The following is a 13,579-nucleotide window of genomic DNA, read 5'->3' as shown; positions in this document are numbered from 1 at the left end:
GGCGGTTGACCGTCACCCCCGCCCGGGTGCACGCTCGAGGTCTGGGAGGTGTCCATGAACGACTACTTCGGCACCATGCTTCGCGACTGCCTCGATGTCGGGAGCCGCTCCAGTCCGCAGATCACCCGCTCGCGGTTCCCGGAGCTGATCACCGACGACGTCCGGCTGCACGTGCTGGCCGGCCGGATGGCCGCGGCCGAATGGCGTCGCCTCGAGGCGCACGCCCCGGTGAAGGTCACCGCCACCCACATCGTGGCGACCGAGCACGGGCTGCTCTATGCGGCGATGCTGACTGCCCCGCGCCACGACCCGTGGCATTACCTGGCGGTGCCGCACACGCTGTTCGACCGGATCGCCGACCGGGTGCACGACGCGCCGCCGCCGAGCGGGGCGGTCGCGGCTGTGGACTGTCGCCTCGACCATGACCTGACCTCGATGTGGCAGTTCGAGGCCGCGCTGCGCAGAATGCTGGACGACTATCCGGCGTTCGAGCTGGAGCTTTCGGGCGCCCAGTAGTCGAGCATCGCGGCAAAGGTGTCGAAGGCCGGTTTGGAGGGGCCGTAGGCCGCCTCGAAGTGCACGCTCAGCGGGAAGCCGAGCCCGCCGACACCGTCGACCACCCGCTTGTACAGATCCAGCATCTCCCGGCGCTTCGCGTCGGGGTCCAGCGGCGCCAGCCTGCTGACGAACTCCTGTTCGGCGGCCACGGCCGCGTTACCGGCATCCTGGATGAGCCAGTTGATCAGGCCGATCTTGGTTTCCAGCTTCGGCACGAAACCGAAGGACAGCAGGATTTCGGGACGGTGTTCGGTGGTGCGGGCGAATTCGGTGAGGAAACCGACGATGGCGTCCGAGTACAGCAGCTGGGTCATCCCGTAGGTGGCGCCCTGGTTGCACTTGAAGTTGAAGCGGCCCTGCTCACCGTCGCGGGTCGGGATCAGGATGACCCCGCGGTTGGGCACCAGGCTCTCGAACGTGGACAGGGCGTCGGTGGGGGCGACACCGCCCCCCTCGCCGTCGCTGAGCGTGCGCGGCACCCCGACGAAAGCGATGCCGTCGAAGTTCGCCCCGTTCAGCTCGGTGAGCCTGCCGCGCAACGCCGGTTCGTCCAGGAATGACGTGACCTGGGTGCACAGTCCGCGGGATCCGGGCAGTTCGGGCTGGATCAGTGACCAGTACTCCAGCACGTCCATCTTGGGCTTCATCTCGATCGGGCGGTCGTCGTCCTCGTCGATCATCCCGGGGATCATGACGTGCCCGATCCCGACGCCCGTCTCCTGCGACAACGTTCGGACCTTGATCGCCTCTTCGACGGCGTACTGCGCACCCCGTTCCACGTTCGGTGGGACGAGTTCGAGCGCGACGGTATTGAGCGGCACGAACGCCACCCTAAGGTGCGGGGCATCGCCGTGGTAAACCCTGGGCATGGCTGAACGCGTCACCTTCCACAGCGCGACCGGACCCGCCCTGGCCGGTCTCATCGACCTGCCCGAGGGTCCGGTACGCGGTTGGGGGGTCTTTTCGCACGGATTCACCCTCGGCAAGGACTCGCCCGCCGCGGCGCGGATCTGCAAGCAGCTCGCTTCCGACGGGATCGGCATGCTCCGCTTCGACGCGCTCGGCCTCGGCGGCTCCGAGGGCGACTGGGGTGACGGATCGTTCACCTGCAAGGTCGACGATGTCATCGCGGCGTGCCATTTCATGACCGCGCGCGGTACCCCCGCCGATCTGCTGGTGGGTCATTCGTGGGGCGGCGCGGCGGTGCTGGCCTGCGCGCGTGACTGCGCCGGGGTGCGCGCCGTGGTCACCGTGGGCGCGCCGTTCGACCCAACCCATGTCGAGCACCAGTACGACGCCTGTCTGGATCAGGTGTTCGCCGAGAGCAGCGGGCAGTGGATGGCGGGCGGCAAGACCTTGACGCTCAAGCGCGCCTTCGTCGAGGACGTGCGGCGCGCCAAGCTGGACGACAAGATCAAGGGTCTGCGGTTGCCGCTGCTGATCCTGCACTCGCCGACCGACAACACCGTCGGCATCGAGAACGCCAGCGATATCTTCCGAATGGCACGCCACCCTCGCAGCTTCGTCTCGCTGGAGGGTTCCGAGCACCTGCTCACCGGGACCGGTCAGGCCAAGCGGGCCGGCCGCATCATCGGGGCGTGGGCGGACGCCTACCTGCGGTGATCATGTCCGCCCGCGGCACCAGCTTGACCCGTTCACGGCCCTGCTCGGCACCGAGGGCGACCTCGTGGGCATCGAGTCGTTCCCATTCGGCCCAGGTGGTGTAGTCGACCCCGTTGCCGGACAGGTGGCCCAGGATGGCGTCCGGATCATCGACCTCGGGCGGGCGCAGGCCCGGCAGGTCGGCCAGCAGGCTGGCGATCGTCTCGGCCGCATCGGATTTGGTGTGGCCGATCAGGCCGATCGGTCCGCGCTTGATCCAGCCCGTGACGTAGGTGGCGTCCACCACCATCCAGTCCGCGTCGAGCACCCGGCCCGCGTCGTTGGGGACGACACCGCCGTGGTGGTCGAACGGCAGATCGGCCAGATGCGAGGACAGGTAGCCGACCGCACGGTAGACGGCCTGCACCGGCCAGTCGGTGAATTCCCCGGTACCCCGAACGGTTCCGTCGCCGATCAGCTCGGTGCGTTCGGTGCGCAGGCCCTCCACCGCATCGGTGCCGAGCACCGCGACGGGCGACTGGCAGAGGTGCATGTGGATCCGGCGCGGCGCGTCGGTGGACTCCCTGTCCATGTACTTCATCATGGTGTCGACGACGAGCTTGATGGACTTGGTCGAGTTGATGGCCTTCTGGCTGGCTTCGTCGATCTCGAATCCCTCCGGGTGCACGATGACGTCCACACTCGGCGAGTGCGACAGTTCACGAAACTCCATGGGCGAGAACTTGATCTGGGCCGGACCGCGTCGGGCGAAGACATGGATGTCGGTCGCCTTGTTCAGGGCGAGCCCCTGATAGACGTTGCCGGCGATCTCGGTGCCGAGCTGTTCATCGGCGGGCTTGGCCAGCATCCGGGCGATGTCGAGGGCCACATTGCCCGCGCCCAGTACGGCGACCTCGCGGGCCTCCAACGGCCAGGTGCGCGGCACGTCGGGATGTCCGTCGTACCAGGACACGAAGTCCGCGGCGCCGTAGCTGCCGGGCAGGTCGATACCCGGGATGTCGAGCGGGCGGTCGCGACGCGCGCCGGTGGAAAAGATGACGGCGTCGTAGTGGCGGCGCAGGTCGGTCAGCGTGATGTCGGTGCCGTAGTGCACGTTGCCGATGAAGCGGATCTCGTCGCGCGAGAGCACCCTGCGCAGCGCCTTGATGATCTCCTTGATCCGTGGATGATCGGGCGCGACGCCGTAGCGGACCAGGCCGTACGGGGCCGGCAACCGATCGAACAGGTCGACCGTGGCCGCCTCGTACTCGCTGGTCAGGATGTCGGACGCATAAATGCCGGCCGGACCGGCTCCGATGACAGCAACCCGGAGTTTTCGCATGAGCACCTCACTCGAACAGTAGGTAAGGTGACCCTAACTTGGTACGCGCGTACCGCAAGACTTTCCCTCAGAGATCCCGGTCACAGGCTCTGATCGCGGATGGCGCGCACCGCGGGCGCCGATGACCCGGGCAGCAACGCGCCCGGATCCGCCGGCCTGCACACGTCCACCACGACGCCATCGGTGAAGCGATACGGCTGCCCGGCGATCAGACCGACCAGTTGCCGTCGCAGCCGGGACATCTCGGCGCGGACGGTGACCACCCGGGAGCGGTCGCCGTACAGGTCGGCGGCCAGCTCCGGGCCGCTGCGCCCCTCGGGGCGGGTGGCCAGCACCAGCAGTATCTCGGCGTGCCGCGGGGAGATGTCGCGGCACCAGGTGCCCGACCGACCCACCATCGACAGCGTCGGCGCGCTGTGGTTGCGCAGGTCCAGCGTGGCACGCCCGGCCGGGCCGTCGGCGGCCATCTCCTCGACCGGACGCACCAGCCAGCCGCCCGACAGCGGCTCCAGCTCACAGGCCCCCAAGGCCGGTATCCACGCCCGGCCAGCTCCGGCATTGTGCGGCAACAGGATCCGGTTGTGCGGCGGTAGCGAATCCACTGCGGCCACCCAGCCCTCCGGGTCGACCGCCAGCGCCGGCGAGCTCATTCTGGCCAGCATCGGAGCGGCGACGGCCCGCAACTGGTTCAGCGTGCGTTCGTGGGCTTCGCGCAGCCGCGATTCCGCCAGGCGCGCCACCAGATCCACCAGTGCCACAGTGGTGGGGTGCACCGTGGACGCGGGTCCGGACACGTCGACGGCGCCGATCACGTGCCCGGTGCGGGGGTCGCGGATGGGCGCTCCGGCGCACGTCCAGGCGTGGTGGCTGCGCAGGAAGTGCTCGGCGGAGAAGATCTGCACCGCCCGCCGGGAGACCAGCGCGGTGCCGATCGCATTGGTCCCCACCGCGGGCTCTCCCCAGTTGGCGCCCTCGACGAAGCCCAGCCGGTCGGCCTGCGACAGCACCCTCGGCGTGCCCGACCGCCACAGCACCCGGCCGCGGGCATCCGCCACCACCAGGATGTTGTTGCCGTCGGCGATCACCGACTCCAGCCCGCGCGAGATGTCCTCGAGTACCGCCGTCAGGCCCGAGGACTGCCGCAACAGATCCAGCCCACTGCGGTCCACATCCGGCGGGTCGTGATGCTCGGGGTCAATTCCACTGCCCAGCAGCCTGTTCCAGGAATCCGCGATGACCGATCGCGGCTTCGCGGGCGCCCGGGATCCGGCCATCGTCGCGTCGTACACCTCGGACAGCAGCATGGCGTACCGACGCGGGTCGTCACCGACGGCGACCGCGGGCTCGGGGATCGAGGAGCCGGCCATTGCCCCGATTGTGCTCCCCGTCACACGGGGTGTCACGTGCAGGTCACCGGTAGACCATGCCCCCGTCGATCAGGCCGGCCTGTCCGGTCATGTAGTCCGCGCCAGGCCCGGCCAGGTAGGCGACGAATCCGGCGACATCCTCCGGCGTCTCCGGCCTGCCGAGTGCGATGGTGGCGGAGAACTTCTCGAAGGTCTCCCCCTCGGCGGCGCCGGTCAGTTCGGCGAACCGCTTGTCGATCTCGACCCACATATCGGTGCCGACGACGCCCGGGCAGTACGCGTTGACGGTGATGCCGTCCGCGGCGTGCTCCTTGGCCGCGGCCTGGGTGAGCGCCCGGACCGCGAACTTGGTGGCGCTGTAGGGGCCGAGCATCGCGAACCCCTCGTGGCCCGCGATGGACGAGGCATTGATCACCTTGCCCCTCGTGCCGAGCTGGGTGAACTTGGCGACCGCGGCCTGGATGCCCCACAGCACACCGTCGACGTTGATCGCCCACAGCCGGGACAACTGTTCGGGTGTCACCTCGGCGATCGGACCCACCAGGGCGATGCCGGCGTTGTTCACCATGACGTCGAATCCGCCGAGCGCGGTCGCCGCGTGCTCCACGGCCTCGAAGACGGCCACGCGGTCGGAGACATCGGCGACGAATGTGGTGACCTTGGAGCCGATCTCGGTGATCTCGTCGGCGACGGCGGCCAGCGCGTCGGCGCTGACATCGACCAGTGCGAGGTCGGCGCCCTGGCCGGCCAGCTCATGGGCGATGCCGCGGCCGATGCCGCGGCCGGCACCGGTCACCAGTGCCACCTTGCCGAGCAGCGGGGCGGGGATCGTGCGTGTCATGACGGGTCCTTCGGGTTGGCGGGATCGACCAGAACCTTCATCTTGGTTCCGGCATGCAGGGCCTCGAAGCCCTCGTCGATGACGTCCTCGATACCGATGGCGGTCACCCAGCCGGTGGTGTCATAGGCCCCGCGCGACATCAGGCCGATGACGGCCTCGAAATCGGCTGCCGTGTAGCAGAGCGAGCCCTGGATGCGGGATTCGTTCATCACGAGGTTCAGCAGCGGGGTGGTCAGCGGTTTCTCGTAGATCGCCACGCTGACCATGGCCTTGCGCGCACCGACGCAGGCCAGCGCGGTCTCGACGGCGGGCGCCACCCCGGCCGCGTCATACACCGCGCCTGCGCCCCGACCGCCGGTGTGGTCGGCGATGAAGGACGGTACGTCGACGGCTGCCGGATCCAGGGTGCGGGCGCCGAGCGCCTCGATGGCGGCGCGCCGCGTGGCGGACGGCTCGACGACGAAGGTGTCCTCGATGCCCTTGCCGCGCAGAGCGAACCACAGTCCGATGCCGATGGGACCCGCCCCGAACACCATCGCGGTGTCACCGGGGTGGGCGTCACCGAGGGTCGCCGCGTGATAGGCCACCGACATCGGCTCCACCAGGGCGCCCAGTTCCAGCGACACATTGTCGGGCAGCTTGTGCAGCATGTCGGTGGGCACGACGGTGTATTCGGCCATCCCGCCGTCGGACATCAGCCCGTGGAAGCCGATCTGCGCGCAGATGTTGTAGGTGCCGGCCTGACACGGCCCGCACTTCCCGCACCGATAGATCGGCTCGATCGCCACCCGGTCCCCCTCGGCCCAACCCCGAACGTCAGCACCGAGCGCGGTGATGGTGCCGGAGAATTCGTGGCCCATCACCAGGGGGAGTTGCCGGCCGGTCAGCGGGTGCGGTTCGGTCGGCACGAAGATCGGCCCGGCATAGTATTCGTGCAGGTCCGTGCCGCAGATGCCGTTGAATCCGACCTGGACCTTGACGGTCCCCGGCCCCGGCTCGGGCTCGGGTACATCGGTCACATCGACTTTGTTCGGCCCGTAGTACACAGCTGCTCTCATGCATGCAGTTCTATGTGACCTGGCGCACAATGCAAAAGAGTTGCAGGGGGTTGCAGCCCTTGCGTTCGCGTCGCAGCCGGGTGTGTGCTGGCTCACATGACACAGATCGCTGATCTTCACGATGCCCCCGCGACCACCCGGACGCCGCAAGAACGTGTGGACGCCTGGCTGTCCGAGTTCGAGACGGTCCTGGCCACCCGCGATATCGCACGGGCCACCGGGATGTTCGCCGTCGACAGCTTCTGGCGTGACCTGGTGTCGTTCACCTGGAACCTGAAGACGATGGAAGGCCGCGACGCGATCGGCGAGATGCTTCAGAGCCGGCTCACCGGCACGGATCCGTCCCGGTTCCGCACCCGTGAGCCGGCCACCGACGACGGTGACGGCGTCGTCTCGGCGTTCATCGAGTTCGAGACCGCGGTGGGCCGCGGCACCGGGCACCTTCGCCTGAAGGGATGCGACGACGGATCGGACACAGCGTGGACCCTGCTGACCGCACTGCAGGAACTCAAGGACCATGAGGAGCGCAAGGGTCCCACCCGGGTGCTCGGCGCGGTGCACGGGTCCGACCCGGACACCCGCTCCTGGGCGGAACGCAAGCTCGACGAGGACCGCGCGCTCGGCTACTCCGAGCAGCCCTACATCTTGGTCATCGGTGGCGGGCAGGGCGGAATCGCGTTGGGCGCCAGGCTGCGTCAGCTCGGTGTACCGGCCATCGTGGTCGACAAACACGAACGGCCCGGCGATCAGTGGCGCAAGCGCTACAAGTCGCTGTGCCTGCACGACCCGGTCTGGTACGACCATCTGCCCTATCTGCCGTTTCCGCAGAACTGGCCGGTGTTCGCGCCGAAGGACAAGATCGGTGACTGGCTGGAGTTCTACACCCGGGTCATGGAGGTGCCGTACTGGTCGAAGACGACCTGCCTGTCCGCCTCGTTCGACGAGGCCGAACAGCGCTGGACCGTCGAGGTCGACCGTGACGGTGAGCGACTCACCCTGCACCCGACACAGCTCGTCCTGGCCACCGGCATGTCCGGCAAGCCGCATGTGCCGACGTTCCCCGGACAGGACGAATTCACCGGGGATCAACATCATTCGAGCCACCACCCGGGCCCGGATCAGTACGCCGGTAAGCGCGCCGTGGTCATCGGATCCAACAACTCCGCGCACGACATCTGCAAGGCACTGGTCGAGAACGGGGTCGACGTCACGATGGTGCAGCGCTCATCCACCCACATCGTGAAATCGGATTCGCTGATGGATCTCGGGCTCGGCGATCTGTACTCCGAGCGCGCGCTGGCGGCCGGAATGACCACCGAGAAGGCCGATCTGACGTTCGCGTCGCTGCCGTATCGGATCATGCACCAGTTCCAAATTCCGATCTACGACGCGATTCGCGAGCGGGACAAAGACTTCTATGACCGGCTGGAATCTGCCGGGTTCGACCTTGACTGGGGCGATGACGGCTCGGGGTTGTTCATGAAATACCTGCGCCGCGGGTCCGGGTACTACATCGACGTCGGCGCATGTGATCTGATCGCCGACGGCAGCATCAAGCTCGCGCACGGCGATGTGTCACACCTGACCGCGGACAGCGTCGTGCTGGCCGACGGTACGGAGTTGCCCGCCGATGTGGTGGTGTACGCCACCGGGTTCGGTTCGATGAACGGCTGGGCGGCCGATCTGATCGGACAGGAGGTCGCCGACAAGGTCGGCAAGGTGTGGGGCCTGGGCAGTGCGACGACCAAGGATCCCGGACCGTGGGAGGGCGAGCAGCGCAACATGTGGAAGCCCACCCAACAACCCAATCTGTGGTTCCACGGCGGGAACCTCCATCAGTCGCGGCACTATTCGCTGTATCTGGCCCTGCAGTTGAAGGCCCGCTACGTTGGACTACCGACGCCGGTGTACGGGCTGCAGGAGGTACACCACCTCAGCTAGCAGCCGCCGTCGACGGTGCGGTCCGGGCGGCCGTCACCGTCGACGGCGATGTCGACGATGCCGCTGGACAGCACGGCCCGGATCGATGTCGGACCGCTCCAACCAATGGTGTTCAGCGACAACACATCGCCATTGACGCAGCCGAGGTCGTACTCGCGTGACAGCAAACCCTGGTGGGTGCGTACCCGCAGTTCCCACACCGGATCCGGCGCGAGGGTGGCGCTGCCACTGAGTACGACGAGTTCCAGCGGGGCGCCGGGCGATGCCTGCCGCGATTCGACGGTCAGGTCGGACTGGAACGCCGTCGCGAGCCACCCGGCGAAGGCCACCGACGCCGCACCCAGCACGCAGACCGCGGCGCCGCCCCAGCGGATCAGTGGCTTCCGCAGACCCAGCACGCAGGCCAGTCCCAGTGCCGCGCCGCCGATTGCGGCGAACAGCAGCGGGTGAAAGAGCCACGGGCGCAACAGATAGAAGCGGTATGCCACGATGCCGCCGATGGCCAGCGCACACAGCAGGGCGCCGACGATGGTCAGGACGAGAGCGGCGCTCCGATGCTTCTGCACCGAGTCAATCTATAGCGCTACCAGACCCAGACCGACATGTCGTCGGGTGGGTAGTTCATGCAGACTGCGGTGGATGCGGCGACGACGCCCTTGTTGTTGAAGAAGATCTTGGCCCAGTTGGGCCAGTTCCAGGCCAGCTGTTCGTAGAAGGCGTTGGTGGCGGTGTCTTCGGAGTACTGGCGACGGCCGGCGTAGTCCATGGCGAAGAACCAGTGGATGCGGTCCTGGACGGCGCGGTGCACCTCGGGGGACTTGTTGTTGTAGTCGATCATGTAGCGCTCGTAGTACACCGGGTTGGTGTCGCGGGTGGCGGCCAGGATCTGTTCGGCGGTGCACGGGGTGTGCAGGATCTTGCGCGGGATCGGGTAGTCCTCGGTCGCGTCGGCGGACGCGGTGGGGGCGAGGGTCAGGGCGGCGGCCGCGGCCAGGGCGGCCAGGCTGAGCTTCTTGAGTGGCTTTTTCTTGAGTGGCATTGGTCTTCCCTACTGTTGGGTGAGCAGGACGCGCTTGTCCGGGCAGTAGTAGTTCATTGCCGCGCCGAGGAATTGGTAGGCCTGTTCGGTGCTGGAGCCGCGCAGCAGTTGGTCGGAGACGAACTTGGCCGAGTCTGCCGCGGTGACGTCGACGCCGCGGTCGAGGCGTTTGCAGGCGATCTTGCCGATCCAGGCGTTGAAGTCCTTCTGCCCGTAGATCCCGTAGGTGTGCAACTCCTTGGCGAAGTCACTGTCCGGATCGGCCTGCGCCGGCGCCGCGAAGACCAGGGCAGCAGCCCCGGCAAACAACACGGCACATGTCTTCTTGAACATCATCAACTCGTTTCCTGCGAGGAACTTCCGGCGGCGACCGGCTGCTGGGGCCACGGCTGCGCGACCGGGCGCTGGCGCACCCGCGTCGGCCACCAGAACCACTTGCCCAGTAGCGCCGCGATGGACGGTGTCATGAACGCCCGGATCACCAGTGTGTCGAACAGCAGACCCAGACCGATCGTGGTGCCCACCTGCCCGATCACGGTCAGCTCACTGACCGCCATCGAGATCATGGTGAACGCGAACACCAGACCCGCGGCGGTCACCACCGAGCCGCTGCCGCCCATGGCGCGGATGATGCCGGTGTTCAGTCCGGCGTGTATCTCTTCCTTCAATCGCGCGACCAACAGCAGGTTGTAGTCCGCCCCGACCGCCAACAAGATGATCACCGCCATCGGCAGCACCATCCAGTGCAGCGGGATCCCGATCAGGTGTTGCCACAGCAGCACCGAGATACCGAACGCCGACCCCAGCGAGATCACCACCGTGCCCACGATGACCGCGGCCGCCACGATGCTGCGGGTGATGATCAGCATGATGATGAAGATCAGCCCGATGGAGGCGATTCCGGCGATGATGAGATCCCAGTTCGCGCCGTCCTGCATGTCCTTGAAGGTTGCCGCGGTACCACCGAGATAGATCTTGGAGCCCTCCAGCGGGGTGCCCTTGATGGCCTCCTTGGCCGCCAACTTGATGGCATCGATGCGCTGGATTCCGGCCGGGCTCAATGGATCACCGTCGTGGCTGATGATGAAGCGCACCGCGTGTCCGTTGGGGGACAGGAAGTTCTTCATACCGCGCTTGAAGTCTTCGTTCTCGAAGGTTTCCGGCGGCAGGTAGAAGGAGTCGTCGTTCTGCGCGGCGTCGAAGGCCTCACCCATGGCCGACGAGTTGTCCTGCATCGCCGACATCTGATCCTGGATGCCCTTCTGGGTCTGATACATGGTCAGCATGTAGGTGCGCATGTTCTTCATCGTCGCGATCATCGACGGCATCAGCGCGACCATCTGCGGCATCAGCGCATTGAGCCGCTCCATATCCGGGATGATGTCCTGGATGCCGTCGGTCATCACGTCGATGCCGTCGAGGGTGTCGAAGATCGAGCGCAGCGCCCAGCAGCCGGGAATGTTGAAGCAGTGCGGTTCCCAGTAGAAGTAGTTGCGGATCGGGCGGAAGAAATCGTCGAAATTGGAGATGTTGTCCCGCAATTCGGCGATGTCGAGCGTCATGGTCTTCATCTTGCCGACCATGGAATTCGTCACCGCGGCCATCTGCACGGTGATGGCGCTCATCTTTTCCATATTGGTGATGGTCGTCAGCATGTCGTCGGCCTGCTTGAGCATGTCGGCCATCATGTCCTGCTGGTACTTCTCGTTCATTTTCTGCGTGGTGCCCTGCATGCTGATCTGGAACGGGATCGAGGTGTGCTCGATCGGCGTTCCCTGCGGGCGGGTGATGGCCTGCACACGGCCCACACCCTCGGTGCGGAAGATCGCCTTGGCGATCTTGTCGATCACCAGGAAGTCCGCGGAGTTACGCAGATCGTGATCGCTTTCCACCAGCAGCAGTTCCGGATTCATCCGGGCCTGCGAGAAATGCCGGTCCGCAGCCGCGTAGCCCTCGTTCGCGGGCAGATCGGCCGGTAGATATTCGCGGTCGTTGTAGTTGGTGTGGTAGCCGGGCAGCGCCAGCAGACCGACCATGGTGATGGCAATGGTGCTGACCAGGATGGGCCCGGGCCAACGGACCACGGCCGCACCGATCTTGCGCCAGCCGCGGGTGCGCATGGCGCGCTTGGGCTCCAGCACCTTGCCGAACTTGGTGACCACGGTGATGATCGCCGGGCCCAGCGTCAACGCGACGAGCACCACGACCGTCATACCGACGGCCAGTGGGATGCCCAGGGTCACGAAGTAGGGCATGTTCGTGAAGTGCAGGCAGAACGTGGCGCCGGCAATGGTCAGACCCGAGCCGAGCACGACGTGCGCGGTGCCGTGGAACATGGTGTAGTACGCGGATTCTCGGTCCTCACCGTCGGAACGGGCCTCTTGATATCGGCCCAGCAGGAATATCGCGTAGTCCGTGGACGCGGCGATCGCCAGTGTCACCAACAAACTGGTGGCGAATGTCGAGAGCCCGATGATCTCGTGATAGCCCAGGAAAGCGACGACACCGCGGGCGGCCAGCAGGGAGAGCATCACCATGAAAATGGTGATGATCATCGTGATGAACGATCGATAGATCAGCAGCAGCATCACGATGATGACGGTGAAGGTCAGCGCCTCGATCATCCGCATGCTGCGGTCGCCGGCGATCTGCTGATCCGCTTGCAGCGCAGCGGGTCCGGTGACGTACACCTTCAGGCCCGGCGGTGCCTGCATACCGTAGACGATGTCCTGGACGGCCTCGATGGACTCGTTGGCCAGCGCCTCGCCCTGGTTACCCGCGGTGTAGACCTGCACGTAGGTGGATTGACCGTCGGCGCTCTGCGCGCCGGACGCGGTCAACGGATCGCCCCAGAAATCCTGGATGTGCTGGACGTGTATCGGGTCCTGCTCCAGCTTCGCGATCATCTCTTTGTAGAAATCGCGATCGGCTTCGTCGAGCTTGTGGTCGGCTTCCAGCACGATCATGATCGAGCTGTCGGAGGTGAACTCCTCGAAGACGGTGCCGACCCGCTTGGTGGCGATCACCGACGGCGCGTTCGACGGACTCATCGAGACCGAGCGCATCTGCCCGACCTCTTCGAGCTGCGGGACGGAGACGTTCAGGAATCCGATCACCACCACCCAGCCGATGATGATCGGCAGGGCCAGCGTGCGAACCCACTTGGCGATGCCGCCACGGTGTGGGGGCGCGGCCACCGCAATGGCATCGGTGCGGGGCTCGTTCGAGGTCATGCGCTCTTCACCAGGCAGTAGGTGTGGGCGCCGACGCCGTCGACGGTGCGCTCGTCCTTCACCTCGTCATCGACGGTGATCCGGCACGACAGCGTGCTGCCATCGCCCTGCCCGGAAATGGTCGGGAACACCGACGGCGCGGTGGTGCTCAGCGTGATCTCCCACGGCAGCGTGACATTGTCGGCGCGCACCGGGCGGGCATCGAGATCCATGTAGTTCACATTGGCCGTCGCCCCCGGCTCACCCCACACCTCGTACTTGACGACCTTCGGGTCGAACGGCTCGGTGTCATCGGAGGCGCTGTTCTCGGTCGAGATGTAGCCGGGACCGGTGCCGAAAAAGGTGCGCACCCGCATCACGGTGAACGTCGCCACCAGGACCACCGCCACGATGACCAGGGGGATCCAGATCCGCTTCAGCACGTTCACCGCTGGGACGCCATTCGCCTATTTGGCCTTTCGCATAGCCTTGCTAACCGACTGCGGTCAGGTTAGCCACACGGCTAAGCTAGTACAAGTCGCACGGCTAGAAAATGTGACGCGGACAACTTATCGACCGCATCGCGGCCCCCGACATGTCAAAGTGTCCGGAATGTCGT

At 66.3% G+C, this 13,579-nt stretch carries 13 protein-coding genes; 3 read left to right on the top strand and 10 right to left on the bottom strand.

The features are described from left to right. Window positions 1-54: 54 nt before the first annotated feature. A complete protein-coding gene (locus EXE63_RS15965; RefSeq protein WP_168142738.1) occupies window positions 55-516 on the top strand; it encodes a glucose-6-phosphate dehydrogenase in 462 nt (153 codons plus the stop codon). On the opposite strand, the gene EXE63_RS15960 is transcribed toward EXE63_RS15965, so the two are convergent. After that, window positions 477-1,379 carry a mycobacterial-type methylenetetrahydrofolate reductase gene (locus EXE63_RS15960; RefSeq protein ID WP_168142737.1) on the bottom strand — a complete coding sequence of 301 codons (903 nt, stop codon included), beginning with the start codon at window positions 1,377-1,379 and terminating at the stop codon, window positions 477-479. The two genes, EXE63_RS15965 and EXE63_RS15960, sit on opposite strands and share 40 nt — an antisense overlap. A gap of 46 nt (window positions 1,380-1,425) precedes the next feature. Here EXE63_RS15960 and EXE63_RS15955 point away from each other — a divergent pair, with 46 nt between their 5' ends. Then, complete coding sequence (locus EXE63_RS15955; RefSeq protein ID WP_168142736.1) at window positions 1,426-2,181, top strand: alpha/beta hydrolase family protein; 756 nt, start codon at window positions 1,426-1,428, stop codon at window positions 2,179-2,181. Here EXE63_RS15955 and EXE63_RS15950 read toward each other — a convergent pair. The 4 genes from EXE63_RS15950 to EXE63_RS15935 all read right to left on the bottom strand — a co-directional run bounded on the left by EXE63_RS15950 (window position 2,147) and on the right by EXE63_RS15935 (window position 6,768). Continuing rightward, window positions 2,147-3,502: an FAD-dependent oxidoreductase gene (locus EXE63_RS15950; protein ID WP_168142735.1), complete on the bottom strand. Its 1,356-nt coding sequence runs from the start codon at window positions 3,500-3,502 to the stop codon at window positions 2,147-2,149. The two genes, EXE63_RS15955 and EXE63_RS15950, sit on opposite strands and share 35 nt — an antisense overlap. Window positions 3,503-3,582: 80 nt before the next feature. Further along, window positions 3,583-4,869, bottom strand: a complete 1,287-nt coding sequence (locus EXE63_RS15945) for a GAF domain-containing protein (RefSeq protein WP_168142734.1) — start codon at window positions 4,867-4,869, stop codon at window positions 3,583-3,585. A gap of 43 nt (window positions 4,870-4,912) precedes the next feature. After that, entirely contained in the window at window positions 4,913-5,710 is a 798-nt protein-coding gene (locus EXE63_RS15940) for an acetoin reductase (protein ID WP_168142733.1), read from the bottom strand. Next, the gene (locus EXE63_RS15935) at window positions 5,707-6,768 is read right to left on the bottom strand and encodes a 2,3-butanediol dehydrogenase (protein WP_168142732.1); all 1,062 of its coding nucleotides are present in this window, start codon (window positions 6,766-6,768) and stop codon (window positions 5,707-5,709) included. The genes EXE63_RS15940 and EXE63_RS15935 overlap by 4 nt, the downstream gene beginning before the upstream one ends. Window positions 6,769-6,864: 96 nt before the next feature. Here EXE63_RS15935 and EXE63_RS15930 point away from each other — a divergent pair, with 96 nt between their 5' ends. Further along, on the top strand, window positions 6,865-8,709 hold the full coding sequence (locus tag EXE63_RS15930) for an NAD(P)/FAD-dependent oxidoreductase (RefSeq protein WP_168142731.1): 1,845 nt from the start codon (window positions 6,865-6,867) through the stop codon (window positions 8,707-8,709). Here the strand turns inward: EXE63_RS15930 and EXE63_RS15925 are convergent. From EXE63_RS15925 to EXE63_RS15905, 5 genes are read right to left on the bottom strand one after another with little or no spacing between them, the layout of a single operon-like run. Next, window positions 8,706-9,275, bottom strand: coding sequence for a hypothetical protein (locus tag EXE63_RS15925; RefSeq protein ID WP_168142730.1), 570 nt, complete (start codon window positions 9,273-9,275; stop codon window positions 8,706-8,708). The genes EXE63_RS15930 and EXE63_RS15925 overlap by 4 nt on opposite strands. A 17-nt stretch (window positions 9,276-9,292) precedes the next feature. Beyond that, complete coding sequence (locus EXE63_RS15920) at window positions 9,293-9,748, bottom strand: DUF5078 domain-containing protein (protein ID WP_168142729.1); 456 nt, start codon at window positions 9,746-9,748, stop codon at window positions 9,293-9,295. 9 nt (window positions 9,749-9,757) lie between these two features. Next, window positions 9,758-10,084 carry a DUF732 domain-containing protein gene (locus EXE63_RS15915; RefSeq protein WP_210000544.1) on the bottom strand — a complete coding sequence of 109 codons (327 nt, stop codon included), beginning with the start codon at window positions 10,082-10,084 and terminating at the stop codon, window positions 9,758-9,760. Next, window positions 10,084-12,981 (bottom strand): MMPL/RND family transporter, encoded by a 2,898-nt coding sequence (locus tag EXE63_RS15910; RefSeq protein ID WP_168142727.1) that lies wholly within the window; start codon window positions 12,979-12,981, stop codon window positions 10,084-10,086. The genes EXE63_RS15915 and EXE63_RS15910 overlap by 1 nt, the downstream gene beginning before the upstream one ends. Next, the gene (locus tag EXE63_RS15905) at window positions 12,978-13,409 is read right to left on the bottom strand and encodes an MmpS family transport accessory protein (protein WP_057169356.1); all 432 of its coding nucleotides are present in this window, start codon (window positions 13,407-13,409) and stop codon (window positions 12,978-12,980) included. Before EXE63_RS15905 ends, EXE63_RS15910 begins: the two co-directional genes overlap by 4 nt. Between the last annotated feature and the right edge of the window lie 170 nt (window positions 13,410-13,579).

It is taken from the genome of Mycolicibacterium frederiksbergense, assembly GCF_012223425.1.
Classification (GTDB): Bacteria; Actinomycetota; Actinomycetes; order Mycobacteriales; family Mycobacteriaceae; genus Mycobacterium; species Mycobacterium frederiksbergense.
The sequence above is the reverse complement of the archived record's forward strand: the minus strand, read 5'-3'. Positions and strand labels throughout refer to the sequence as shown.